Source organism: Bacillus sp. AFS037270, assembly GCF_002585305.1.
In genome coordinates this window covers 96,960-121,463 of sequence record NZ_NUNF01000005.1, presented here as the reverse complement: position 1 = coordinate 121,463, position 24,504 = coordinate 96,960, and the positions used below count along the sequence as shown (strand labels likewise).

The window sequence follows — 24,504 nt, the reverse complement described above, 5'->3', positions numbered from 1 at the left end:
CCCTGCTTTCGCCGGCCAGTCGACAAGTCGCCCTATATCGGGGCTGACCAAGGCGCTTCCGCTTTTCTTAAATATTTAACAGAAATATCAAATTTGTATTCATTGTGGCTGTTTCCTAAAAATAGTATAATGAAAAGAATAAATTAATTTATATAGCCAAGCTCCAAACAGGCGTTTGTTATTTCTAAATTTTACATGCATCTGATGAGCATGTGCACTTCTAAAGAGGTGAAAAAAGTGCAGCGGGTTACCAATTGTGTATTAATCAGAAATGATCAAGTGTTACTACTGCAAAAACCGCGCCGCGGCTGGTGGGTGGCACCAGGCGGGAAAATGGAACCGGGCGAATCGGTCCGCGATTCCTGTATTCGCGAATTCCGTGAAGAAACGGGCATCTACTTGAAAAATCCACAATTAAAAGGAATTTTTACGATGATTATGAAGGATGCCGACGAGCTTTTGTCCGAATGGATGATGTTTACGTTTGTGGCAACTGATTCAGACGGGATTGATTTAGATGAATCAGATGAGGGCAAGCTTGCTTGGCAGCCAATTGAGCAGATCAAAGGTCTGCCTATGGCAGCGGGTGATCTACATATCATTGATTATATGATTCATGGAAAAGGCATTATTTATGGTACGTTTACCTACACAAGTGATTTTCAACTAATTAGCTATCGATTAGATCCAGGTTAAAAGAATAGGGGGAATGAAAATGAGTACTGGTTCGACAAGCGAAATCCAGATGGTCATTATTACAGGAATGTCTGGGGCTGGAAAAACGGTTGCCATTCAAAGCTTTGAAGATTTGGGTTTCTTCTGTGTTGATAATTTACCTCCTACTCTTCTGCCGAAATTCCTTGAACTTATGAAGGAATCGGGGAATAAAATGAATAAAGTGGCCCTTGTTATGGACCTGCGCGGCAGAGAATTCTTTGATCATTTGTTTAAAGGATTAGATGAGCTGGCAGAAACCTCCTGGGTAACGCCACAAATTTTATTTTTGGATTCAGATGATGCCACATTGGTGCGAAGATATAAGGAGACAAGAAGGACCCATCCGCTTGCGCCGACAGGACTTCCGCTTGAAGGAATTACACTAGAGCGAGAACTGCTGGAGGAGTTAAAAGGCAGGGCACAGTTGGTTTACAATACTTCCCAGATGAAACCGCGTGAATTACGTGAGAAAATATTAACGGAATTCACAACCAATAAACAATTAATGTTTACTGTCAATGTCATGTCGTTTGGTTTTAAATATGGAATCCCAATTGATGCCGATCTAGTTTTTGATGTACGCTTTTTGCCAAATCCTCATTATATTGATCATATGCGGCCTAAAACAGGTTTGGATGAAGAGGTTTCCAGTTACGTTTTGAAATGGAATGAGACACAGAAGTTTTTGGAAAAGGTGACGGACCTGTTAAGCTTTATGCTTCCACATTATAAACGGGAGGGGAAAGCACAGCTTGTCATCGCGATCGGTTGTACTGGCGGACAGCACCGTTCCGTTGCCCTAGCAGAAAATATTGGCCACTTTTTCCAAAGTGATTATAAAACCATTGTTTCGCATCGTGACATTGAGAGGAGAAAGGAAAAAACAACATGAGTGAGTTAGGACAGCCTCGCATTGTCGTAATTGGCGGTGGAACAGGATTACCCGTTCTATTACGTGGACTAAAACAGTATCCTGTGGATATCACCGCCATTGTGACAGTAGCGGATGATGGTGGCAGCTCGGGCCGTTTGCGTGAGAATCTGCACATTCCGCCTCCTGGCGACATACGCAACGTGTTAGCCTCACTGTCAGATGTTGAACCGCTCGTTGAGGAGATGTTTCAACATCGCTTTAAAACGGCGAATGAACTATCCGGTCATTCGCTCGGTAATTTAATCTTGGCAGCTATGACTTCTATTACCGGTAATTTTGTTCATGCTATTCAAGAAATGAGCAAAATCTTAAATGTACGTGGAAAGGTGCTGCCTGCAGCTAACCAGAGTGTTGTCTTAAATGCTGAAATGGAGGACGGTGCCATCGTTTCAGGGGAATCAAAAATTCCTTACTCGGGGAAAAAAATTAAAAAAGTTTTCCTAACCTCTAAAGGCAGTATCCGGCCTTTACCGGAGTCCATTCAAGCTATTCGTCAGGCTGATTTAATTATTATCGGACCAGGCAGTTTGTATACGAGTATTTTACCGAATTTACTTGTTCCGCGCTTAGGTGACGAGGTGTGCCGCTCCCATGCGAAAAAGGTTTATATCTGTAATCTAATGACGCAGGCCGGGGAAACGCATGGTTTTGCTGCGAGTGATCATGTGAAGGCGATTTATGACCATATGAGCTGTGCCTTTATTAATACGATTCTAGTTAATAATGAAGAAATCCCGCCAGATATTCAGCTTCGCTATAATGAAGAATTGGCAGACCCTGTTCAATATGATTTACCGGAGTTATCTGAGCTAGGTCTTGAAGTTGTTCATGCAGATATCGCCTATCAGGAAAATGGAGCATTGAGGCATGACCCGAAAAAGGTCGCCAAAATTTTATATAATTTACTGATTAATGAAACTAAAGAGCGTTATGAATCGTAATTACTAGTACACTTGTGTTTTTGCAGTTTTATAAGGTGGTGAGGGGATGTCTTTCGCTTCGGAGACCAAAAAGGAATTAACTAACTTGGAAGTGAAAACTTGCTGTAATCTTTCTGAACTATCAGCATTGATTCGCATGAATGGTTCCCTTTCCTTTTCGAATCGAAAGTTAGTTGTGGATATTCAAACTGAAAATGCGGCGATTGCCAGAAGAATCTATACATTATTAAAAAAGAGCTATCAAGTACAGGTAGAGCTTTTAGTTCGAAAAAAGATGCGCTTAAAGAAAAATAATGTTTACATTGTTCGCTTAGCCGAGCAGGCTAAGGAAATTTTAGAGGATACGAAAATACTCGGTGAAGGATTTACCATCATTCATGATATTTCGCCGGAACTGATCAAGAAGAAGTGTTGTAAGCGTTCTTATTTACGAGGCGCATTTCTTGCAGGCGGGTCGGTCAATAATCCGGAAACTTCTTCCTATCATTTAGAAATTGCTTCGCTTTATAAAGAACATAATGATTCTTTATGCGAATTAATGAATACATTTGGATTGAATAGTAAAACGCTTGAACGAAAAAAAGGCTTTATCACCTATTTAAAGGAAGCCGAGAAAATTACGGAGTTTCTAAATATTATTGGAGCCCATAATGCCCTGCTTCGTTTTGAGGATGTAAGGATCGTCAGGGACATGCGCAACTCCGTTAATCGCTTAGTAAATTGTGAAACGGCCAATCTAAATAAAACGATTGGTGCATCCATCAGACAGGTCGAAAACATCCGCTTCATTGACTCAATCGTTGGCCTGCAAGTTTTACCTGATAAGTTGAGGGAGATTGCAGAGCTTCGGGTACAATATCCCGATGTTACTTTGAAAGAATTAGGGGAAATGGTATCCGGTGGTGCCATTAGTAAATCCGGTATCAATCACCGCTTAAGAAAAATCGATGAGATTGCTGACAAGCTCCGTGTTGGAGAAATAAGGTCAAAAAATCCCAGTTTGTAAATGTGCAATGATTAACAAGTATAAAAAAACTCGAGGAGGAATTAAGTTATGTTGGTAAAAGAGATAGAGGTTAAATTGAAAACAGGTCTTCAAGCGCGTCCTGCAGCCCTTTTTGTTCAAGAAGCAAATCGCTTTAACTCAGATATTTTTCTTGAAAAGGATGGCAAGAAGGTTAATGCAAAAAGTATTATGGGATTAATGAGTCTTGCTGTCGGTTCAGGGGTTTTGATTAATATAATTGCAGATGGCGAAGATGAAGAGAAAGCTATTGTGGTGTTATCAGATTTTATTCAAAAAGAACAATAATAAAGAAGGATTCGGCACAGGCTGAATCCTTTTTTAAATGAAAAAATAAAGCAACCGACGTGACGACGGTTGCTTTACTCTTATTTTTTCTCTGTTGTATCAGTAGGTTTACGAGTGATGATGCTGTCGATAAGGCCGTATTCTTTGGCTCTTTCGGCAGTCATAAAATTATCACGGTCTGTATCGCGTTGAATCACTTCAAGCGGCTGACCAGTACGTTCTGCTAAGATGCCATTTAATTTTTCACGAAGGAAAAGAATACGCTTGGCCGCAATTTCGATTTCAGTTGCTTGACCTTGAGCGCCGCCTAGTGGCTGGTGGATCATTACTTCAGCATTTGGCAGGGCATAGCGTTTTCCTGCTTGACCAGCTGAAAGCAAGAATGCTCCCATTGAAGCAGCCATCCCGATACATACGGTTGATACATCTGCTTTAATATATTGCATGGTATCATAAATCGCCATACCGGCTGTAATGCTTCCGCCTGGGCTGTTGATATAAAGGGTGATATCTTTTTCTGGGTTTTCGGCTTCAAGGAATAATAATTGTGCTACAATGCTGTTAGCCACATTGTCATCGATTGCGCTTCCTAGCATAATAATCCGGTCTTTTAATAGACGGGAGTAAATGTCATAGGCTCTTTCGCCGCGATTAGTTTGTTCAATAACTGTAGGAATCAAATTCATTTTTCTTCCTCCTTTGATTAGAAAAGGTAAAAGCTTATGTAATAGTATCATACACTGATGGTCAATAAAGGTCAAACAGTTTGCCTTTATATTTGTTCGACAACTTTCCCAACATCAGGATAACCATTTCTGGCAAATTTAAAACCTATTCTCTACTTGCAATTATCGAGAATTTAGCATATAATATAAAAGTCGCTAATAAATATATGCGCTCGTGGTGCAACGGATAGCACGTAAGATTCCGGTTCTTAAAATGGGGGTTCGATTCCCTCCGAGCGCGTCATAAAATTCAGGTATCACTGCGTATTAAACGCGGTGATATTTTTTTTTGCCAATTTTTCCGGGAGTACAGAAAAAAATAATTATCTTAAGAAAATAAACGTAAAGAATCATTAAAATATTAATATAGAAATTAATAGTCATTTGATCAAATTGACACTTCTTTTGTAAACGATTTCCAATTCTCCTTCGCGTAGCCTACGATTGACAAAAAAACCATTATTATTAATGGTTTGACTATCCACAACAACGAAATTACCATATTTTCAATCATTCAATATTAAACATTATTCTCAGGGGTATAGCAGCACTCTTTGATATTTTCTAAAGATATAACGTAAAATTTATGGCTCATTTTTTGGGTTGATTTCATAACAATTCATGTTAGAATAGTTAACATAAATAAATATTCTGAATTTTACATTAAAGTTTTTAGTGAATTTTCATTAATAGATTACTATTTAATACTATTAAAGTTGAAAATTTCATTATAGATGTTAGAAAATATGACACTTTCTTTATTGAAAACTTTATAGTCCAACTTGGCAGGAGGGAATAGTAGTGGACAATAATCAAACATATCGTGATAAAAAGGTAATGGGAATTGGAATTGTGACAGAAATAACAGGTTTATCCAATCGGAAGATCCGTTATTATGAATTGCGTAAATTAATTTTTCCAGAGCGAACCCCTTCAGGGACCCGTAAGTACTCTTTTTCGGATGTTGAAAGACTCATGGAGATTGCTGAAAAAATTGAAGATGGTGTTCAGACACATGAGATACGCAAAGATATAGTAAAAAAAGAAAAACATAAGATGATTATTGGACAAATCAATTCACATTTTAATCGTAACGGTTATAAGTAGCTAGTCATGTGAAGGTTGTAACAATTTCAAAAGGAGGAAAACCAGTGATAAGAGCTAAATCACTGGTTTTTTCTTTAGTTAACCAATCTTGAGGAATTTAGGAATTACTAATCCTGTTCTTCTTTTCCTAGTTGATAATTGGTAACCTAAATAATTTATACACGAATCCCCTTTCATCGTGTAAAATAAAAAAAGGAGGGGAGAGCATGATGGATTTAAAAGCGGGCCTATGGCAGCAGCAAACATTAAAATTAGCGATGACCCAGGAGTTATCGCAGGCAATCGCCTTATTGCAGTACTCTGCACAGGAGCTGGCAGCTTTTTTAGAAGATAAGGCATTAGAAAACCCACTTCTTAAAATCGAAAATGTAAATGTCAAACCGATGAATCCCCAGATCGACCGTAACCGTCGCAAACATCAGAAGTCGGAGAAAGACTGGATTGAACAGATCGCGGACAAACCATTCTCACTTGAGGAACACCTAATCTCTCAACTTAAGATTACACACTTAACAGCCGAGCAAATGAAAGTGATTCGGCATTTAATCAAGAATCTTGATGAAAACGGTTACTTTGTTGGTGATCTTACTGAAATCTCCCTTAAATTGCAGGTTGATCACGAAATAGTAGAAGACAGTCTAGCCATTATTCAAACCCTTGAGCCAGCTGGCATAGGGGCAAGGGACTTGCAAGAATGCTTACTGATGCAATCTTACTATAAAAATCCTAACAATGACCTAGCGCAAACAATTCTATCAAAATATTTCATTCCGTTTGCTGAAAAGAAGTGGAAGCCAATCGCAAAAGAATTGGGGATTAGCATGAAGGATTTACAAGATGTGTTTGATGAAATCCAACAGCTAAATCCAAAACCAGGAGCATTACTGCGAAATGAACCGACCACCTACATTATTCCCGATGCAATCATTGAGCAAACGAATGAGGGACTAACAGTACGTATGGTTGATGAATCCCTGCCGCGGATTAGTTTTAATCAGCCTTACTATCAAAAGTTTCATAATCAAAATCAGCAGGTCAGCCGTTTTTTACAGGATAAAGTCCAAGACTACCAATGGATTTTAAAAAGTATTGAGCAGCGGAAGGAAACCCTAACAAGGGTAGTGGGCAAGATTGTTGAAAAACAACCGGCTTTTTTTCAAAAAGGAAGTCAATATCTAGTTCCGATGACCATGAAAGAAATAGCCGGCGAACTTGATATCCATGAATCGACCGTCAGCCGGGCGGTTCGCGAAAAATATGTGCAAACACCAATCGGAACATTCCCATTAAAAACCTTTTTTACTAGTACGATTCAAACTCTAACAGATGAAGAAAGTACATCCTCTACCCAGGTGAAAAATGAAATCCATTCATTAGTTGCTCAGGAAAATAAACAAAAGCCGCTGTCGGATCAAGACATGGTGGAGCAATTAAAGCTTCAAAAAGGAATTCTTGTCTCAAGGAGAACGGTGGCTAAATACCGGGAACAACTTGGAATTCCATCGTCATCAAAGAGAAAACGGTTTATCTAGAAAGGATAGAAGAAATGCATACGATCACGTTATATACTAGGAATCGCTGTCCTCTCTGCGACAAAGCGAAGGCTGCTATTATCGAATTGCAAGATCAATGGAAGTTTCAACTTGAAGAAATTGATATTGAAACAAGTGATGAGTTAACAGAACGCTATGGTCTAATGATTCCTGTTGTTCATTTGGACGGAGAAGAAGTAGGATTCGGATTTGTTGACAAAATCGACATAAGTAACCGTTTGCAAAAAAAAAACCAAATTAAATGAGTTGAAATCGATTTTTACTCCTGTTACAATAAAAAACGTAGTAGGGGTGATTTTTTTTAGTGTAGGTGGGACATAATATGTCTAGGGTGGACTTTTTGTGACCAACTACATATAATAAAGGAGCATGCAGTTCATGCAGTCATTTATTGATATACAAAAAAGATTATTACCCGATCTCCTTCAAGTCCTGCAGAAACGACACACAATTTTACGTTACATAGGATACATGCAGCCAGTAGGAAGAAGGAGCTTAGCTGTCAGCCTTGGGCTTACCGAAAGAATACTTCGTAGTGAAGTAGAATTCCTCAAAGAACAAAATCTTATTAATACAAACAATGTAGGAATGAGTTTAACGTCGGAAGGGAAAAATTTACTTGAAGATTTAGAAGGTTTAATGCGTGAGCTAAAGGGTATAGACGTCATGGAACTAGAATTAAAACACCGGCTCGGCATTAAAAAGGTGATCATTGTCCCAGGTGATGGTGACGAATCACCGATGGTCAAAGGTGAACTCGGCAAGGCGACTGCGATTTGCATGAAAAAGCTTCTAGGCGGGAAAAATATCATCGCTGTGACTGGCGGTTCAACAATGGCGGCCGTCGCGGAAAGACTTTCACCCGATTTAACCCAGAAGGAATTACTGTTTGTTCCGGCAAGGGGAGGGGTTGGTGAAGATGTACAAAATCAGGCAAATACCATTTGCTCGAATATGGCACACAACACTGATTCCCGGCATCGAGTTTTATATGTTCCAGATCAGGTCCGTTCGGAAATTTACGAATCCTTGATCAAAGAACCTGATATCCACGAAGTCTTAACTTTAATTCAATCAGCCAGCATGGTTCTCCATGGAATTGGGGATGCTATTACAATGGCTGAACGACGAAAAACCAACCCTGAAATTAAGAAGAAGCTTGAAGAAGGGAAGGCTGTCGGCGAAGCATTTGGGTATTATTTTAATGAAGAAGGCGAGATTGTCCATAAGGTATTAACGATTGGACTTCAGCTTGAAGATCTTGAGCATATCCCAAATGTAATTGCGGTTGCAGGCGGGACATCAAAAGCTAAGGCAATAAAGGCTTATTTAAAACAAGCGCCAAAATCGACGATCTTAATTACTGATGAAGGTGCAGCAAAAAGGTTATTGAAAGGGTAATTCCTTTTAAAAAATATAGCTTTACCCAAACAAAAGGAGGAAATTTATCATGACAGTAAAAGTTGGTATTAATGGATTTGGACGTATTGGTCGTAACGTATTCCGTGCGGCTTTAAACAATAGCAATGTGGAAATCGTTGCAATTAACGACTTAACAGATGCAAAAATGCTTGCGCATCTTTTAAAATATGACACTGTTCACGGAACTCTTTCTGAAGATGTAACAGTTGACGGTGAATACCTAGTAGTTGGCGGTCACAAAGTAAAGGTTATCGCTGAGCGCGATCCTGCACAACTTGGCTGGGGCGACCTTGGTGTAGAAGTAGTTGTTGAATCTACTGGCCGTTTCACAAAGCGTGAAGATGCTGCGAAACACCTTGAAGCAGGCGCTAAGAAAGTAATCATCTCTGCTCCAGCAGACAACGAAGATATCACAATCGTTATGGGTGTTAACGAAGATAAATATGATGCAAATAACCACCATGTTTTATCTAACGCATCTTGTACTACAAACTGCTTAGCTCCATTTGCAAAAGTATTGAACGATACATTCGGTATCAAGCGTGGTATGATGACAACTGTTCACTCATATACAAATGACCAACAAATCCTTGACTTACCACACAAAGACTACCGTCGTGCACGTGCAGCTGCAGAAAACATGATCCCAACTTCAACTGGTGCTGCTAAAGCTGTTGCGCTTGTATTGCCTGAATTAAAAGGTAAATTAAACGGTATGGCAATGCGTGTTCCAACTCCAAACGTTTCAGTTGTTGACTTAGTTGCAGAATTAGAAAGAGACGTTACAGCTGATGAAGTTAACGAAGCATTAAAAGCAGCTGCTGAAGGTCCATTAAAAGGCATTCTTGCATACAGCGATCTTCCATTAGTTTCTACTGACTACAATGGAGCAACTGTTTCTTCAACAATCGATGCATTATCAACAATGGTTCTTGAAGGAAATATGGTAAAAGTATTATCTTGGTATGACAACGAAGTTGGTTACTCTAACCGTGTAGTTGACCTTTGCGATTACATCGCTTCAAAAGGACTTTAATCCTTAAGATTATATAATTTAATGTTTTCCAATGGGGAGCGGGGAAGATTCCCCCTCCTTTTTTCTTTGATTTATGAGCTTTCGACAATATTCGAGCGGCTGTCATGACACCGCGCATAATGGAGGTCCTTTACACATGAATAAGAAAACACTTAAGGATATCGATGTAAAAGGCAAACGCGTATTTTGCCGGGTAGATTTTAACGTTCCAATGCAGGATGGACAAATCACGGATGAAACACGTATTCGTGCAGCTATTCCAACCATTCAATATTTAATGGAACAAGGGGCTAAAGTGATCTTAGCCAGCCATTTTGGCCGTCCTAAAGGTCAAGTTGTAGAAGAAATGCGCCTTACTCCGGTTGGTGTAAGACTTTCTGAAATTCTTGGCAAAGAAGTTAAGAAGGCTGACGAGGCATATGGTGATTCTGTTAAAGCTATCATCGATACCATGAATGAAGGCGATGTTCTTCTTCTTGAAAATGTTCGCTTCTATCCTGGTGAAGAGAAGAATGATCCTGAATTAGCTAAAAACTTCGCTGAACTTGCTGATGTCTATGTAAACGATGCATTTGGTGCTGCTCACCGTGCACATGCTTCAACAGAAGGTATTGCTCATAACTTACCTGCAGTTTCCGGCTTTTTAATGGAAAAAGAACTTGATGTTCTTGGTAAAGCTCTTTCTAATCCAGAACGTCCTTTTACAGCAATCATCGGCGGTGCAAAGGTAAAGGACAAAATTGGTGTAATTGAAAACCTTCTTGAACTAGTTGATAACTTAATCATTGGCGGTGGTTTGGCTTATACATTCGTTAAAGCTCAAGGCCATGAAGTGGGTAAATCATTACTAGAAGCAGACAAACTCGACCTTGCAAATTCTTTCATTGAAAAGGCAAAACAAAAAGGTGTTAACTTCCTTATGCCGGTTGATGTGGTAGTAGCTGACGATTTCTCTGCTGATGCGAATAAAAAAGTCGTTTCGATCGAAGAAATCCCTGCTGATTGGGAAGCTCTTGATATCGGACCAAAAACAAGAGAAATTTATAGTGATGTTATCAAAAATTCAAAGCTTGTGATCTGGAATGGACCAATGGGCGTATTTGAAATTGATGCATTTGCTGGCGGTACAAAAGCTGTGGCTGAAGCACTTGCTGAATCTGAAGGTACATATTCTGTCATTGGCGGCGGAGACTCAGCAGCGGCAGTTGAAAAGTTCAACTTAGCAGACAAAATGAGCCATATCTCTACTGGCGGCGGTGCTTCTCTTGAGTTTATGGAAGGTAAAGCACTTCCTGGCGTAGTGGCATTGAACGATAAATAAGACTAGAAACGAGATATTAACAAATTTCAGCCTGATATTAACAAAATCTAGGCAGATATTAACAAATTTTTTAATATATTTACAAAATTACGATAGATATTAACAATTTTTTGATAGATATTAATAATTGGCGACGAACGTAATTATGAAAGGATGTGCCACCATGCGTAAACCAATCATAGCTGGTAACTGGAAAATGAACAAAACCCTTTCTGAGGCAAAAAGCTTTGCTGAAGAAGTAAAAGGGCTTGTACCTCCAACTGACACAATGGAGTCTGTTATTTGTGCCCCTGCTTTATTTTTACAAAGCCTTGTTGAAGTAACAGAAGGTACGAACGTAAAAATTGGTGCTCAAAATATGCACTTCGAAGAAAGCGGAGCATTCACAGGTGAAATCAGCCCGAAAGCAATCGCTGATCTTGGTGTTCAATATGTCATTATCGGACACTCTGAACGTCGTGAAATGTTCAACGAAACAGACGAATCTGTTAACAAAAAAGCTCTTGCAGCTTTTAACTATAACTTAACACCAATCATTTGCTGTGGTGAAACACTGGAGCAGCGTGAAAATGGTGAAACAAACCAATTGGTTGGCGATCAAGTAGGAAAAGCGCTTACTGGTTTAACAGATGAGCAAGTAAAGCAATCCGTTATTGCTTACGAACCAATCTGGGCGATTGGAACAGGAAAATCTTCTACTTCAGCAGATGCGAATGAAGTTTGTGCACATATCCGTCAAGTTGTGGCAGAGCAATTCTCGCAAGATGTTGCCGATGCAGTACGTATTCAGTACGGCGGTAGTGTAAAACCAGAGAACATTAAAGAATACATGGCACAGCCGGATATTGATGGTGCGTTAGTAGGCGGAGCAAGCCTTGAAGCACAATCATTCTTAAAGCTACTGGAGGCAGGTCAGTATGAGTAAATCTCCAGTTGCGCTGATCATCCTTGATGGTTTTGGATGCAGAAGCGAAACAAAAGGAAATGCGGTGGCACATGCGAAAAAGCCAAACTTTGATCGCTTTTGGGACACCTACCCGCATTCCCATTTAACGGCATCTGGTGAGGCTGTAGGTCTTCCAGAAGGACAAATGGGGAACTCAGAGGTTGGCCACTTAAATATCGGTGCTGGCCGAATTGTGTACCAAAGCTTAACTCGTGTAAATATTGCGATTCGTGAAGGCGAATTTGAAAAAAATGATACCTTTACTGGGGCAATGGATCATGTGAAAAAGAACGGAACTGCTCTTCATTTATTTGGCTTACTATCAGATGGGGGCGTTCACAGTCATATTCAGCATATGTTTGCACTCCTTAAGCTTGCCAAAGAAGAAGGCGTTGAAAAAGTTTACATTCATGCGTTCTTAGATGGACGTGATGTGGGTCCAAAAACAGCTGAATCATATATTCAGCAAACACTGGACAAAATGAAGGAGTATGGCGTTGGTGAATTCGCAACCATCTCCGGGCGCTATTATTCAATGGATCGTGACAAGCGTTGGGAGCGCGTTGAAAAATCATACCGCTCGATGGTTTATGGTGAAGGACCTGCCTACACCAATCCATTAGACGTTGTCAAGGATTCCTATGAGCACGGAATTTTTGATGAATTCGTTATCCCATCTGTGATAACAAAAGAAGATGGACAGCCTGTGGCAACAATTCAAGACAATGATGCCGTTATTTTTTATAACTTCCGTCCTGACCGTGCTATTCAGATTTCTAATACCTTCACAAATGAAGATTTCCGCGACTTTGACCGCGGGCCTAAGCATCCAAAGAACTTATTCTTTGTTTGCTTAACACACTTCAGTGAATCTGTTGACGGTTATGTGGCGTTTAAGCCAACAAATCTTGATAACACAATAGGTGAAGTCCTTTCACAGAATAATTTAAAGCAGCTTAGAATTGCCGAAACCGAAAAGTATCCGCATGTCACATTCTTTATGAGCGGCGGACGTGAGGCAAAATTCCCTGGCGAAGAACGAATTTTAATCAATTCTCCAAAGGTTGCAACCTATGACCTTCAGCCGGAAATGAGCGCTTATGAAGTAACCGATGCGTTAATGAATGAAATCCAAAATGATAAGTTTGATGCTATCCTGTTGAACTTTGCTAACCCAGACATGGTTGGACACTCAGGAATGCTAGAACCTACCGTTAAAGCGATTGAAACTGTTGATGAATGTTTAGGTAAAATTGTTGATTTAATCCTTGAAAAGGGCGGAACAGCAATTATTACAGCTGACCACGGTAATGCCGATGAAGTGGTAACACTTGAAGGCGAGCCAATGACAGCACACACAACGAACCCGGTACCAGTGATTGTAACAAAGCAGGGTGTTGAACTCCGTGATGGCGGAATTCTTGGCGACTTAGCGCCAACCATGTTAGACTTATTAAATGTGGAAAAACCAGCTGAAATGACTGGAACTTCATTAATCAAATAAATTATTATTTTTAAGGAGAGAAATTAAATGCCATATATTTTAGATGTATACGCTCGTGAAGTATTAGATTCCCGCGGTAACCCTACTATCGAGGTAGAAGTAACAACTGATTCTGGTGCATTTGGCCGCGCTTTAGTTCCAAGTGGTGCTTCAACTGGTGAATACGAAGCAGTTGAACTTCGTGATGGCGACAAAGAACGTTACCTTGGTAAAGGTGTTCTTAAAGCTGTTGAGAATGTAAACACAATTATTGCTCCACACCTTGTACAAGAAGAATTAAGCGTTCTTGATCAAGTAGCAGTAGACCGCGCGTTGATCGAATTAGATGGTACTGAAAACAAAGGTAAATTAGGTGCAAACGCAATCCTAGGTGTTTCTCTTGCTGTAGCTCGTGCTGCTGCTGACTACCTTGGCGTACCTTTATACCAATACCTTGGCGGTTTCAATGCGAAGCAGCTTCCAGTTCCAATGATGAACATCGTGAACGGCGGCGAGCACGCTGATAACAACGTAGATATTCAAGAATTCATGATCATGCCTGTTGGTGCTCCAAACTTCAAAGAAGCACTTCGCATGGGCGCTGAAATCTTCCATACATTACGTTCTGTATTAAAAGGCAAAGGCCTTAACACTGCTGTAGGTGACGAGGGTGGATTTGCTCCAAACTTAGGATCAAACGAAGAAGCACTTCAAACAATCGTAGAAGCAATCGAAAAAGCTGGTTACAAGCCAGGTCAAGAAGTATTCCTAGCAATGGACGCTGCTTCATCTGAGTTCTACAACAAAGAAGATGGCAAATATCATCTTGCTGGCGAAGGTGTTGTAAAAACATCTGCAGAAATGGTTGACTGGTACGAAGAACTTTCTGCTAAATACCCAATCATCTCTATCGAAGACGGTTTAGATGAAAACGACTGGGAAGGCCACAAGCTATTAACAGAACGTCTTGGCAAAAAAGTTCAATTAGTTGGTGACGACCTGTTCGTAACGAATACTAAGAAACTTGCTGAAGGTATTGAAAAAGGAATCGGCAACTCAATCCTAATCAAAGTTAACCAAATCGGTACGCTTACTGAAACTTTTGATGCGATTGAAATGGCTAAGCGTGCAGGTTACACAGCTGTTATCTCTCACCGCTCTGGTGAAACAGAAGACAGCACAATCGCTGACATCGCTGTTGCAACAAATGCTGGTCAAATCAAGACTGGTGCGCCATCACGTACTGACCGTGTAGCAAAGTACAACCAATTGCTTCGTATCGAAGATCAATTGGCTGAAACAGCTCAATACAATGGTCTTAAATCTTTCTATAACTTGAAGAAGTAATTCAATATTAAAAAGCCTCTGTTCACTGTGGTCATTTTTCAGTGAACAGGGGCTTTTTTATGTTCAATAACGAAATTCTTGGAAAAAACAAGCAGGGAAATCACATCGCTGTGTTTAATATTAAGATAAAACCTATGATAGAACTGGGGTAAAAAGATGAAAAAGTATTTTAAACAGCTATCATGGCCACAGCGTGTGATGATTATTATCGCAGTTATGGTTTTGTGTATCTTCTCTTATTATCAGACAACGGGATCGCTTCCTTTGCAAAAGGATACCGTAACCGTCTCGGTGCAAAAATCAGATGACGGCCAGTCCGTCATTAAAATGGATGACCCAAACAGCCAAGAAATTGAAAAAGAATTTCCTATGAATATGAAGGAAGATGAGGTAATGGATGCGATCCATAAAATGTCTCATCAAAAAGTGGAGTCCAGTAAGAAGTGGGGGGCGATCCCGCTGACACCTGGGCGTGTCAATCAATTACTAAAAGTTGTTCAGAAAAATGAGGAAAACTATGTTAATTCTTCTGTATATCTAGACATTTTAGAGCGCTGGTCTAAGGGGGATTTTTCGAGTGTCGACAAAGATCATAATAAAATCTGGTATCTGCAAGGCGGCACAGTGGGGAAAGCTGTAGGGATTTTATCAGCAGAAGATGAAAAGAAGTATATTGAAGCGAATTTTAAGGTTAAACAATAAGGAGTTAGTAGGGAATTCCCTTTAGGTCTGTCACAATAACGACTATTGTCTAAAGGGGAATAGTATGGTAAATTTAATATACTGTGAACTGTACGTCTAACAGGAGGTGGCTTACATGCATACATTAGTTGTAATTTTATTAGTTATCGTAAGTATCGCTCTTATTGCGGTCGTTTTACTACAGTCTGGTAAGAGTGCTGGGTTATCTGGTGCCATTTCTGGCGGTGCTGAAACGTTATTCGGTAAGCAAAAGGCACGAGGAATTGACTTGATTCTACATCGAATTACGGTTGTATTATCCGTATTATTTTTCCTGCTTGCACTTGCGGTTACTTATTTTAAAATTTAATAAAACAAGCATACAACCTGGCCGTTTGGCTGGGTTTTTTGTTTTTAAAGGGACATTTTAGGTGCATGATGCAAAAAGGCGAACAGTGTATAACTGTTCACCTTGAGTCGTTATAGGGCATGCGAAACTGCATCCTACTGATGATTAAATTGACCAAACCTTGCATGGATTGACAGTCTCTTGGCTAATTTCATTATCTCATCTATGGCTTTTTCTTTTTTGACTGTCCAACTGCTTTCGGTCATAGTAAAGCTGACTCCATTAACAATTCTACCTTCATGATTATAGATAGGAGCCGCTACACAATAAAATCCAAGCGCTGCTTCTTGCTCTTCACAAATATAACCAGACTTCTTTGCAGTTTCTAATTGTTCCCATAGCTGATCGAGACTATTAACTGTATAAGGGGTAACCTGTAATAACTCCTTTTCAGAATAGAGCTGTTTCAGCTTTTCATAAGTAAACTGTGTTAATTGAATTTTCCCTAATGCTGTAGCATGGGCAGGGAATTGCATGCCTGGTTCACTCACAAGTCGGACGCGGGAATCACTTTCTTCTTTTGCTAAATACACGATATGGGTCCCGTGCAGCGTCCCTAGTTGAATCGTCTCATTTATTGCATTTACCGATAGGGCAGCTTCTTTTTGAAAGGACTCTAAAAGATTAAATTGGCGAAAATAAGCACCACTATAACCTCCTAAGGTTGGACCTAACGAATAGGTATCCCCTTTTTCTTTTACAATCCACCCTAAGGTTTCTAGTGTATTCAATAATGAAAACATAGAACTCTTATTAACATTCAATGTTTTTGAAAGATCAATTAACCTGTGAAGGCCCGGTTCTCTGGCAATTAAGTTGATCACTTGATTCGCTCGTTCGATTGCTGGGACCCAATATTTTTCAGACACTTAAACACCTCTTTACCAATTAAAAAACACGTTGCGTTTAAAAATTTATGATAGGATATTCGATTTCTCTAAAAGTATGCTATAAACCTGTTCTTTCTTTTCTGGACTTAGTGAGCGGACTGGGGCTAAAACATCTGTAGAGATTTCTATTCCGCGTAAGCGAATGGCTTCTTTCACAACATTCATGAATGGAGAGTCAAGTTTATATAAAGGGAGCAACGAAGCCAACTGCTGGTGCAAGTCAATGGCTTGTGCATAGTCTCCCTCCTTAAAGGATTGGTAGATTCCCACTGAAATTTCTGGTGCAAACGATGAAGTTAAAGGGATCGAACCATCTCCGCCAAGGGATAAAGTGTTTAGAAGGTGCTCGTCATACCCAGAAAATACAGCAAAATCGGGATGTTCGGACTTAATGGTTTGGATTAATTCTCTCGTATGTCCAACTGCTAATACAGTATCTTTAATTCCGACTATATTTGGATATTTATTAACTAGTCTAAGCACAAAGTCTGGCGCTAAATCTTGGCCTGTTAATTCAGGGTAATTGTATAAAATAATGGGCAGGTCTACATTTTCGGCAATTTCAGAATAGTGTTGAAAAAGGCTCTCCTCGGTCAATTTATAATAATAAGGATTAATGACCACCACTCCATCCGCCCCCATACTTTTAGCGTGAAGGCTTAAGGAAATGGTTTCGTTCGTACTTGGGGTACCTGTTCCAATTAGAACAGGAACACGGCCATTTACATAGCGAATGGTAAACTCAACTACTTCTTTTCTTAACTCGACTGGCATTTGTCCAAACTCTCCCCCAGATCCTAAAAAGAAAAGCCCGTCTACCTTTGAATGAATGAGGAAATCAATCAGGTTTCCCATTCCTTTTTCATCAATCTGTCCTTCTTTAAACAAAATAGTGGGTACGGGTGGAATAATTCCATGAAATTTCCTGTTGGTTACCATAAGCATCCTCTTTTCTGGTTTAATATACAAAACTATGGTTTCTTATGTAAAACTCAAATTAATTGTATCATACATTTTCCTTTTTATAACAAAATTTTTTCGATAATGTTCAGAAAAGTAAGATATAAAGTTAAATTCATATTTTTATCCATTTTCATCTAGCAATTTTCATTTGGAAGCGCTATAATTAAATTATGAAACATCGTTCCATAATACGGAACGATATAAAGGAGATGTAGATTGTGGAAACAAGATACTCAACACACCCAGATCAAATAAAAACATTTACGACCGAGGATATTCGAAAACATTATCTAATTGAAGAACTATTTGTACCAGGTGAGATTAAGCTTGTTTATACAATGGAAGACAGAGCGATTGTAGGCGGCATCACTCCTATTGGAGAGGCAATTTCCTTAAAGGGATATGATGAAATTAAGGCTGATTATTTCTTAGAGAGAAGAGAAGTAGGAATTTTTAATGTGGGCGGAAGCGGTACAATCATCGTTGATGGCGAACCGTTTGCAATGGAAAATAAAGATTGCTTGTATGTAGGACTCGGAAAGAAAGAACTGCTGTTTAGAAGCGAATCATCAGAAAGTCCTGCCAAGTATTATTTATTCTCAGCACCTGCCCATAAAGAGTATCCGACGCAGCATGTGGCCTTTAAGGATATTGAAGGTGAGAGGTTAGGTTCGCTTGAAAGTGCTAACGACCGAGTCATTCGCCGAATGATACATAATGAGGGGATCCAAAGCTGTCAGGTTGTGATGGGGATGACCCAATTAAATACGGGAAGTGTTTGGAACTCTATGCCCACTCATACCCACAGCCGAAGAATGGAAGTATACTTGTACATTGATTTAGATGAGAATGCCCGAATGTTCCACATGATGGGAGACCCGGCTGAAACGCGGCATATTGTGATGAAAAATGAACAAGCGGTCATATCTCCTCCTTGGTCAATTCATTGTGGCAGTGCCACTAGTAATTATACTTTTATCTGGGCAATGGCCGGCGAAAACAAGACTTATAATGACATGGATGCCGTTACTATGGACCAGATTCGATAATTTATGTTTAGAAGATTAATAGATTAATCTTCTAAACAGGTTGATATGCTAAAAATATTCGACTGACAAAATGGGGTAAAGAGGTGCGAAATACATGAGCTTAGAAGATTTTTCACTAGATTATTTTAAGTTAACAGATAAGGTAGCGATTGTGACAGGAGGCAATTCCGGTCTTGGCCAAGGGTATGCTGTTGCCTTGGCAAAAGCAGGAGCCGATTTATTTATCGTGACTCATAATAACAATTGGGAGGAAACAAGAGCCCTTATCGAAAAAACAGGAAGAAAGGTCCATTTCTTCCAAGCAGACTTAGCGGAAAGAGAAACGTTAAAACAAATCGTAGATGAATGTTTACATGTATACGGAAAAATAGATATCCTGGTCAATAATGCAGGAACGATCCGACGTACACCATTATTAGACTATAAACCAGAAGATTGGGATGCGGTCATGGATATTAACTTGAACGCTGTCTATTTCCTAAGTCAAGAGGTTGCTAGAGTGATGGTTCAGCAGGAGAGTGGAAAAATTATTAACATCGGTTCCATGCTCTCTTTCCAAGGGGGGAAATTTATTCCGCCATACACAGCAAGTAAACATGGTGTGGCTGGACTTACCAAGGCGTTTGCCAATGAACTAGGACAGTATAATGTTCAGATTAATGCTATTGCGCCGGGATATATTGCAACCGCTAACACCGCGCCAATTCGAGAAGATGAACAACGGAATGCAGAAATACTCTCACGTATTCCTGCTGGAAGATGGGCGTCACCTTCAGACCTCATGGGGGGAGTGGTCTTCTTAGCTAGTAAAGCATCTGACTATATGAATGGACATATACTTGCGGTTGATGGCGGCTGGTTAGCTAGATAACCAAACGGTGAAAGGAACCAACAGGGAAGTAATAAAAGATTGTCAAGAGAAACTAGGAAGTTGCTAATTTCGAAAGCGCTTATAGCTCACGTGCGGAAAAAGAAAAAATTCACACAGCAAGATATATCTGAATCTACCATTTTAAATCTATAAAAAAATGCCCCATTTTAAACTGAAATGTAAGGTAGACATTTATGAAAATTATGAAGTCAATGGAAAAGATCCCTGGCGGTCTAATGCTGGTTCCTCTTTTTTTAGGAGCGATTATCCATACGTTTGCTCCTAAATCCGGTGAGTACTTCGGTTCATTTACCAATGGTTTGATGACCGGGACGGTTCCCATTTTAGCGGTATGGTTTTTCTGTATGGGTGCAGGTATCAATATTAAAGCAACAGGTACAGTGTTAAGGAAGTCCGGAACACTTGTAGTGACAAAGATATTGGTTGCTTGGGCCGTAGCTTTTATTGGTGCATTGTTTATCCCAGAGGGAGGAATTCAAACAGGCTTCTTTGCAGGATTTTCTGTTCTTGCGTTAATTTCATGTATGGATATGACATATGGGGGTCTGTATGCTTCTATTATGCAACAGTATGGTTCTAAAGAAGAAGCAGGCGCATTTGTTTTAATGTCTCTTGAGTCGGGACCACTCGTAACCATGTTAATTTTGGGTACAACTGGATTAGCCGCATTTCAGCCGCAGGCTTTTGTAGGCGCTATTTTTCCTTTCTTAGTTGGGTTTATTCTGGGTAACCTGGATCAAGATTTCCGTGAATTCTTTAGCAAAGCTACGCACACCATGATCCCATTCTTTGGTTTTGCATTAGGTAATTCGATTGATCTTACGGTTATTGCTAAAACTGGTTTAGCCGGAATTCTATTAGGTGTCCTCGTAATCATTATTACAGGTATTCCATTGATGCTGACTGATAAATTTATTGGTGGAGGAAATGGAACAGCAGGACTTGCTGCTTCTAGTACTGCTGGAGCTGCAGTTGCTAATCCGATGATTATTGCTAATATGAAACCTGAATTTATGCCTATTGCTCAGTCAGCTACGGCTTTAGTAGCAGCATCAGTAATTGTAACTTCCATAATAGTTCCAATTTTGACAGCCTATTACTCTCAATATATGCAGAAGAAAAACAAAGGAAAAGTTGTTCGAAAAAAGGGAAATCAGTTTACTGCTTAATTTTCTACTCTTAGGGGGACATATCATTTATGTCTCCTCTTTAAAATAACAAGGAGGATTTCGTATGAGTAAAATTATTACTGTTGGTGAACCAATGGCTCTATTTGTTGCCGAACATGAAGGGGCTTTGGAAAATGTAGAGCATTTCAACCGTTTTGTTGCAGGTGCAGAAGTCAATTTTTCGATTGGGATGTCACGTTTAGGACATCAAGTCACGTATATTACACAACTGGGAAACGATCCATTCGGAAAAAACATTGAAACGTTTCTTCAGCACAATGCCATTGATACCACCTATGTGACATTTCATCCTAACTATATAACTGGTATGCAATGGAAACAAAAGGTAGTAAGCGGGGACCCGGAAGTATTTTCCGCGCGCAAAAATTCTGCGGCCTCCCATATGGGACTTGATACCATCGCAAATTTGAACTGGGATGGCTTTGATCATATTCATTTGACAGGCATCCCGCCAGCATTATCTGCAGGATGCCGGGAGATGGTATACGAGCTAATCAAGGAGGCCCGAGCAAGAGGTGTACAAATTTCGTATGATCCTAATTTACGTCCGGGTCTTTGGGCTGACAAGGAGGAAATGGTTCAAGTCATAAATGATCTTGCCTGTCGCGCAGACATTGTTCTTCCTGGTATTGAAGAAGGGAAGCTGTTAACAGGCAGACAAGACGTTCAGGGGATAGCTGATTATTATCATGCTGCTGGTGTAAAAACAGTTGTCGTTAAGCTAGGGGCAAAAGGTGCCTTCACAAGCTCCAAAGGTGAGCAATTCTATACGAATGGCTTCCCCGTAGAACAAGTGGTTGATACGGTAGGTGCAGGTGATGGTTTTGCAGTCGGGGTGGTAAGTGGCATTCTTGAAGGGCTGCCACTTAAAGAAGCAGTCAAACGCGGGGCAGCTATCGGAGCCATAGCGGTTATGTTCCCAGGAGACAATGACGGGCTGCCAAATAGAAACCATTTGGAAGAATTTATTGGAAGCACTTCTGTTCAGCTCTAAAAAAATAGGGTATTCCCAAGATAGAGAATACCCTATTCTCAAGAACCCGTATAGCCAAGGTTTCTTGAGATGGCGATGCTGTAATGTTTCATTTTTTCGACTAATGTTTGATTGATTACATCCAACGTTACTCGATTATTAGGCCCTGAAATACTAAAGCTGGCAATAATCTTCCCTCTATGATCGTAGATGGGGGAAGCGATACACATTAAGACCGCTTCATTTTCGGCATTGTCTAATGCGTATCCCTGGTTCCTAACCCTTTCGATTTCCTTTAAAAATTCTTCTTTAGAGGTAATGGTGTTCGGTGTTTTAGGGATGAAGTGAATGGTTGAAACGATTTTTTCAAGAGTGTCTTGATCCTTGTCGGAAAGTAAGATCTTTCCTACCCCCGTACAATACATGGGTGCTCGGCTCCCTATTCGGGAGTACATACGGATGGTCTGATTACTTTCAATTTTATCGATATAAACAACTTCTCCTTGATCTTCTATGCATAAGTGTACGGTTTCATTTACTTCTTGTGAAAGTCTTTCAAGATAAGGTTTTGCTATGGTAACAATATTGGAGTTATTTAATAGATTTCTAGAAAGAAATAGGACTTGTAATCCGAGTTTATACTTGTCCGTTTCCTCGTCTTTCACAACATAATTCATACTCGATAACGTAGCTAACAGTCTGTGAACCGTACTCTTTGTTAAACCAACCTGCTCAGATAATCGAGCAATTTGGATGCCGTCTGGATACTCGGAAAGCTTGTTTAATATCGTTAGAGCCCGTTCAAGGGATTGAACATTAGACATCGTTTATAACCTCGTTTATTAGAAATATTTTCTAGTATTAGATCTTTTTTGAAACGGCGTTCTATTATATGATACGCCATGTAGAAACTTTTGTAAATTTAATTCTAGGATGTAGGGAACTCATTCTATTGGCATTTTAGAATAATTAATTGAAAGAGGAGTCAAGGTGATGAAAAAGGTGAATATTTTATCAAAAATATCCGAGTGTGGTGTAGTAGCAGTCGTTCGGGCGGATTCAAAGGAAGACGCTGTAAATATTTCTGAAGCGTGTGTCAAAGGTGGGATCCAAGGAATTGAAGTGACCTTTACAGTAAATGGGGCGGATGAAGTCATTAAGGAATTGTCGGCTGTTTATCAGGGCAATGAAAATGTTGTAATTGGAGCTGGAACTGTTCTAGATGCGGCAACGGCAAGAATCGCGATTTTAGCAGGTGCACAGTTTGTCGTTAGTCCAGCATTTGATGAGGAGACAGCTAGATTATGTAATCTTTATCAAGTTCCTTATATGCCGGGCTGTATGACTCTAACTGAAATGAAACGTGCCTTGGAGGCAGGCGTGGATATTGTGAAATTATTCCCTGGAAGCGCCTTTGGCCCAGATTTTGTGAAAGCGGTAAAAGCGCCTCTGCCTCAAATTAATATCATGCCAACGGGCGGAGTGGATTTAGAAAATGTGGATCGATGGATTCGAAATGGATCTGTGGCAGTTGGAGTTGGTGGTAATTTAGTAGCTCCAGCGAAAACAGGAGATTTTGATAAGATTACGGAATATGCGAAACAGTATATCGAAAAAGTCCAAGCTGCAAGAGGATTATAATCGAGCGGATTGTAACAAAGATTTGACAGTAATGACTATTTTTTAGGAGGAATAGATGATGCTAACAAATTTAAAAGACACTACGACATTACATAATGGTGTGAAAATGCCATGGTTTGGATTAGGAGTTTTTAAAGTAAAGGAAGGCGAAGAGGTAGTTGAGTCGGTCAAAGCTGCGATTCAAAATGGATATGTAAGCATTGACACAGCGGCTATTTACGGTAATGAAGGAGGGGTCGGTCAAGCAATCAAAGAGTCCGGGGTTCCTCGTGAAAATTTGTTTATTACAACAAAGCTTTGGAATTCCGAACAAGGGTATGAATCGACCTTAAAAGCGTTCGAAACAAGTCTTAATAAGCTAGGTCTCGATTACTTAGATCTTTATTTAATTCACTGGCCAGGTAAAGATAAATATAAAGAAACCTGGAGAGCGTTTGAAAAACTCTATAAAGAGGGCCGTGTACGCGCCATTGGTGTTAGTAACTTACAGACTCACCATTTAGAAGATTTAATCAGTTCTGCAGAAATTAAACCGATGGTTAACCAAGTGGAATACCATCCTCATTTAACTCAAAAAGAACTGCATGCTTTCTGTAAACAAGAAGGAATTCAACTGGAAGCATGGTCACCATTGAAACAAGGACAACTTCTAACTGATCCTGTTCTTGAAGATATTGCACATAAATATAATAAAAGCGTTGCCCAAGTGATTTTACGCTGGGATCTGCAAAATGAAGTGGTTACGATTCCAAAATCAATCAAAGAACACCGCATTATTGAAAATGCCAATGTCTTCGATTTTCAATTATCCCAAGAGGATATGGAAAGAATTGATTCATTAAATCAGGATAGCCGCGCTGGCTCCCATCCTGATAAAATGACGGTTGGCTTTGAATAATATAACCAAAAATCAACGAACCTTGCCGTCTTCAGCAAGGTTTTTTTTATTATTTGGATCTCAAGGGAGTCGGT

The 24,504-nt window shown here is 39.8% G+C and carries 26 protein-coding genes and 1 tRNA gene; 23 read left to right on the top strand and 4 right to left on the bottom strand.

Annotated features, from left to right (window positions below; genetic code table 11):
* Window positions 1–237: 237 nt before the first annotated feature.
* Genes COD92_RS02530 through COD92_RS02510 form a run of 5 tightly spaced genes read left to right on the top strand, consistent with a single transcriptional unit; the run spans window position 238 to window position 3,904 of the window.
* Window positions 238–696 (top strand): NUDIX hydrolase, encoded by a 459-nt coding sequence (locus tag COD92_RS02530; RefSeq protein ID WP_098530347.1) that lies wholly within the window; start codon window positions 238–240, stop codon window positions 694–696.
* A 19-nt stretch (window positions 697–715) separates the two neighbouring features.
* Window positions 716–1,609, top strand: a complete 894-nt coding sequence (gene rapZ / locus COD92_RS02525; RefSeq protein WP_098530346.1) for an RNase adapter RapZ — start codon at window positions 716–718, stop codon at window positions 1,607–1,609.
* Entirely contained in the window at window positions 1,606–2,592 is a 987-nt protein-coding gene (locus COD92_RS02520) for a gluconeogenesis factor YvcK family protein (protein ID WP_098530345.1), read from the top strand. Before rapZ ends, COD92_RS02520 begins: the two co-directional genes overlap by 4 nt.
* Window positions 2,593–2,638: 46 nt before the next feature.
* Entirely contained in the window at window positions 2,639–3,598 is a 960-nt protein-coding gene (gene whiA, locus COD92_RS02515) for a DNA-binding protein WhiA (RefSeq protein ID WP_098530344.1), read from the top strand.
* Between the two features lie 48 nt (window positions 3,599–3,646).
* Window positions 3,647–3,904 carry an HPr family phosphocarrier protein gene (locus COD92_RS02510; protein WP_098530343.1) on the top strand — a complete coding sequence of 86 codons (258 nt, stop codon included), beginning with the start codon at window positions 3,647–3,649 and terminating at the stop codon, window positions 3,902–3,904.
* A gap of 80 nt (window positions 3,905–3,984) precedes the next feature.
* On the opposite strand, the gene clpP is transcribed toward COD92_RS02510, so the two are convergent.
* Window positions 3,985–4,590, bottom strand: a complete 606-nt coding sequence (gene clpP / locus COD92_RS02505) for an ATP-dependent Clp endopeptidase proteolytic subunit ClpP (RefSeq protein WP_098530342.1) — start codon at window positions 4,588–4,590, stop codon at window positions 3,985–3,987.
* A 208-nt stretch (window positions 4,591–4,798) separates the two neighbouring features.
* On the opposite strand from clpP, the gene COD92_RS02500 reads away from it, so the two are divergent.
* The 12 genes from COD92_RS02500 to secG all read left to right on the top strand — a co-directional run bounded on the left by COD92_RS02500 (window position 4,799) and on the right by secG (window position 15,895).
* Window positions 4,799–4,870: transfer RNA gene (locus COD92_RS02500), tRNA-Arg, on the top strand.
* Window positions 4,871–5,430: 560 nt separating this feature from the next.
* Window positions 5,431–5,736 carry a MerR family transcriptional regulator gene (locus COD92_RS02495; protein WP_480253691.1) on the top strand — a complete coding sequence of 102 codons (306 nt, stop codon included), beginning with the start codon at window positions 5,431–5,433 and terminating at the stop codon, window positions 5,734–5,736.
* A 209-nt stretch (window positions 5,737–5,945) separates the two neighbouring features.
* On the top strand, window positions 5,946–7,268 hold the full coding sequence (rpoN, locus tag COD92_RS02490) for an RNA polymerase factor sigma-54 (protein WP_098530409.1): 1,323 nt from the start codon (window positions 5,946–5,948) through the stop codon (window positions 7,266–7,268).
* A 14-nt stretch (window positions 7,269–7,282) separates the two neighbouring features.
* A complete protein-coding gene (locus COD92_RS02485) occupies window positions 7,283–7,534 on the top strand; it encodes a glutaredoxin family protein (RefSeq protein ID WP_098530341.1) in 252 nt (83 codons plus the stop codon).
* 133 nt (window positions 7,535–7,667) lie between these two features.
* Window positions 7,668–8,690 carry a sugar-binding transcriptional regulator gene (locus COD92_RS02480; RefSeq protein WP_098530340.1) on the top strand — a complete coding sequence of 341 codons (1,023 nt, stop codon included), beginning with the start codon at window positions 7,668–7,670 and terminating at the stop codon, window positions 8,688–8,690.
* A gap of 49 nt (window positions 8,691–8,739) precedes the next feature.
* Window positions 8,740–9,747, top strand: coding sequence for a type I glyceraldehyde-3-phosphate dehydrogenase (gap, locus tag COD92_RS02475; protein WP_098530339.1), 1,008 nt, complete (start codon window positions 8,740–8,742; stop codon window positions 9,745–9,747).
* Between the two features lie 136 nt (window positions 9,748–9,883).
* The gene (locus tag COD92_RS02470; RefSeq protein ID WP_098530338.1) at window positions 9,884–11,068 is read left to right on the top strand and encodes a phosphoglycerate kinase; all 1,185 of its coding nucleotides are present in this window, start codon (window positions 9,884–9,886) and stop codon (window positions 11,066–11,068) included.
* Window positions 11,069–11,231: 163 nt separating this feature from the next.
* A complete protein-coding gene (gene tpiA / locus COD92_RS02465; RefSeq protein WP_098530337.1) occupies window positions 11,232–11,993 on the top strand; it encodes a triose-phosphate isomerase in 762 nt (253 codons plus the stop codon).
* On the top strand, window positions 11,986–13,518 hold the full coding sequence (gene gpmI, locus COD92_RS02460) for a 2,3-bisphosphoglycerate-independent phosphoglycerate mutase (protein WP_098530336.1): 1,533 nt from the start codon (window positions 11,986–11,988) through the stop codon (window positions 13,516–13,518). Before tpiA ends, gpmI begins: the two co-directional genes overlap by 8 nt.
* 27 nt (window positions 13,519–13,545) lie before the next feature.
* Window positions 13,546–14,844, top strand: coding sequence for a phosphopyruvate hydratase (eno, locus tag COD92_RS02455; protein ID WP_098530335.1), 1,299 nt, complete (start codon window positions 13,546–13,548; stop codon window positions 14,842–14,844).
* Between the two features lie 156 nt (window positions 14,845–15,000).
* Window positions 15,001–15,546 carry a DUF6241 domain-containing protein gene (locus tag COD92_RS02450; RefSeq protein ID WP_098530334.1) on the top strand — a complete coding sequence of 182 codons (546 nt, stop codon included), beginning with the start codon at window positions 15,001–15,003 and terminating at the stop codon, window positions 15,544–15,546.
* Window positions 15,547–15,661: 115 nt separating this feature from the next.
* Window positions 15,662–15,895 carry a preprotein translocase subunit SecG gene (gene secG, locus COD92_RS02445; protein WP_098530333.1) on the top strand — a complete coding sequence of 78 codons (234 nt, stop codon included), beginning with the start codon at window positions 15,662–15,664 and terminating at the stop codon, window positions 15,893–15,895.
* A 134-nt stretch (window positions 15,896–16,029) separates the two neighbouring features.
* On the opposite strand, the gene COD92_RS02440 is transcribed toward secG, so the two are convergent.
* Together COD92_RS02440 and COD92_RS02435 are read right to left on the bottom strand one after the other, a co-directional pair.
* Window positions 16,030–16,803, bottom strand: coding sequence for an IclR family transcriptional regulator (locus COD92_RS02440; RefSeq protein WP_098530332.1), 774 nt, complete (start codon window positions 16,801–16,803; stop codon window positions 16,030–16,032).
* Window positions 16,804–16,848: 45 nt separating this feature from the next.
* Window positions 16,849–17,763, bottom strand: coding sequence for a dihydrodipicolinate synthase family protein (locus tag COD92_RS02435; protein ID WP_176541194.1), 915 nt, complete (start codon window positions 17,761–17,763; stop codon window positions 16,849–16,851).
* Between the two features lie 242 nt (window positions 17,764–18,005).
* Here COD92_RS02435 and kduI point away from each other — a divergent pair, with 242 nt between their 5' ends.
* From kduI to COD92_RS02415, 4 genes are all read left to right on the top strand, one after another.
* Window positions 18,006–18,836: a 5-dehydro-4-deoxy-D-glucuronate isomerase gene (kduI, locus tag COD92_RS02430; RefSeq protein WP_098530330.1), complete on the top strand. Its 831-nt coding sequence runs from the start codon at window positions 18,006–18,008 to the stop codon at window positions 18,834–18,836.
* 94 nt (window positions 18,837–18,930) lie between these two features.
* Window positions 18,931–19,707, top strand: coding sequence for a 2-dehydro-3-deoxy-D-gluconate 5-dehydrogenase KduD (kduD, locus tag COD92_RS02425; protein ID WP_098530329.1), 777 nt, complete (start codon window positions 18,931–18,933; stop codon window positions 19,705–19,707).
* Window positions 19,708–19,901: 194 nt separating this feature from the next.
* Window positions 19,902–20,897 carry a 2-keto-3-deoxygluconate transporter gene (kdgT, locus tag COD92_RS02420; RefSeq protein WP_098530328.1) on the top strand — a complete coding sequence of 332 codons (996 nt, stop codon included), beginning with the start codon at window positions 19,902–19,904 and terminating at the stop codon, window positions 20,895–20,897.
* Window positions 20,898–20,961: 64 nt separating this feature from the next.
* Complete coding sequence (locus COD92_RS02415) at window positions 20,962–21,912, top strand: sugar kinase (RefSeq protein WP_098530327.1); 951 nt, start codon at window positions 20,962–20,964, stop codon at window positions 21,910–21,912.
* 38 nt (window positions 21,913–21,950) lie between these two features.
* Here the strand turns inward: COD92_RS02415 and COD92_RS02410 are convergent, their stop codons facing one another.
* Window positions 21,951–22,715, bottom strand: coding sequence for an IclR family transcriptional regulator (locus COD92_RS02410; RefSeq protein ID WP_098530326.1), 765 nt, complete (start codon window positions 22,713–22,715; stop codon window positions 21,951–21,953).
* Window positions 22,716–22,884: 169 nt separating this feature from the next.
* On the opposite strand from COD92_RS02410, the gene COD92_RS02405 reads away from it, so the two are divergent.
* Complete coding sequence (locus COD92_RS02405) at window positions 22,885–23,532, top strand: bifunctional 4-hydroxy-2-oxoglutarate aldolase/2-dehydro-3-deoxy-phosphogluconate aldolase (protein ID WP_098530325.1); 648 nt, start codon at window positions 22,885–22,887, stop codon at window positions 23,530–23,532.
* A 58-nt stretch (window positions 23,533–23,590) separates the two neighbouring features.
* On the top strand, window positions 23,591–24,430 hold the full coding sequence (locus tag COD92_RS02400) for an aldo/keto reductase (RefSeq protein ID WP_098995870.1): 840 nt from the start codon (window positions 23,591–23,593) through the stop codon (window positions 24,428–24,430).
* Window positions 24,431–24,504: the final 74 nt, after the last annotated feature.

Coding starts and splice junctions, on each gene's coding strand:
- COD92_RS02510 (WP_098530343.1), top strand. CDS start 3,647: ATGTTGGTAAAAGAGATAGAGGTTAAATTGAAAACAGGTCTTCAAGCG.
- COD92_RS02405 (WP_098530325.1), top strand. CDS start 22,885: ATGAAAAAGGTGAATATTTTATCAAAAATATCCGAGTGTGGTGTAGTA.
- kdgT (WP_098530328.1), top strand. CDS start 19,902: ATGAAAATTATGAAGTCAATGGAAAAGATCCCTGGCGGTCTAATGCTG.
- whiA (WP_098530344.1), top strand. CDS start 2,639: ATGTCTTTCGCTTCGGAGACCAAAAAGGAATTAACTAACTTGGAAGTG.
- COD92_RS02450 (WP_098530334.1), top strand. CDS start 15,001: ATGAAAAAGTATTTTAAACAGCTATCATGGCCACAGCGTGTGATGATT.
- COD92_RS02520 (WP_098530345.1), top strand. CDS start 1,606: ATGAGTGAGTTAGGACAGCCTCGCATTGTCGTAATTGGCGGTGGAACA.
- COD92_RS02480 (WP_098530340.1), top strand. CDS start 7,668: ATGCAGTCATTTATTGATATACAAAAAAGATTATTACCCGATCTCCTT.
- clpP (WP_098530342.1), bottom strand. CDS start 4,590: ATGAATTTGATTCCTACAGTTATTGAACAAACTAATCGCGGCGAAAGA.
- tpiA (WP_098530337.1), top strand. CDS start 11,232: ATGCGTAAACCAATCATAGCTGGTAACTGGAAAATGAACAAAACCCTT.
- COD92_RS02415 (WP_098530327.1), top strand. CDS start 20,962: ATGAGTAAAATTATTACTGTTGGTGAACCAATGGCTCTATTTGTTGCC.
- COD92_RS02410 (WP_098530326.1), bottom strand. CDS start 22,715: ATGTCTAATGTTCAATCCCTTGAACGGGCTCTAACGATATTAAACAAG.
- gap (WP_098530339.1), top strand. CDS start 8,740: ATGACAGTAAAAGTTGGTATTAATGGATTTGGACGTATTGGTCGTAAC.
- COD92_RS02470 (WP_098530338.1), top strand. CDS start 9,884: ATGAATAAGAAAACACTTAAGGATATCGATGTAAAAGGCAAACGCGTA.
- eno (WP_098530335.1), top strand. CDS start 13,546: ATGCCATATATTTTAGATGTATACGCTCGTGAAGTATTAGATTCCCGC.
- rapZ (WP_098530346.1), top strand. CDS start 716: ATGAGTACTGGTTCGACAAGCGAAATCCAGATGGTCATTATTACAGGA.
- COD92_RS02435 (WP_176541194.1), bottom strand. CDS start 17,763: ATGGTAACCAACAGGAAATTTCATGGAATTATTCCACCCGTACCCACT.
- gpmI (WP_098530336.1), top strand. CDS start 11,986: ATGAGTAAATCTCCAGTTGCGCTGATCATCCTTGATGGTTTTGGATGC.
- secG (WP_098530333.1), top strand. CDS start 15,662: ATGCATACATTAGTTGTAATTTTATTAGTTATCGTAAGTATCGCTCTT.
- COD92_RS02485 (WP_098530341.1), top strand. CDS start 7,283: ATGCATACGATCACGTTATATACTAGGAATCGCTGTCCTCTCTGCGAC.
- COD92_RS02400 (WP_098995870.1), top strand. CDS start 23,591: ATGCTAACAAATTTAAAAGACACTACGACATTACATAATGGTGTGAAA.
- rpoN (WP_098530409.1), top strand. CDS start 5,946: ATGGATTTAAAAGCGGGCCTATGGCAGCAGCAAACATTAAAATTAGCG.
- kduD (WP_098530329.1), top strand. CDS start 18,931: ATGAGCTTAGAAGATTTTTCACTAGATTATTTTAAGTTAACAGATAAG.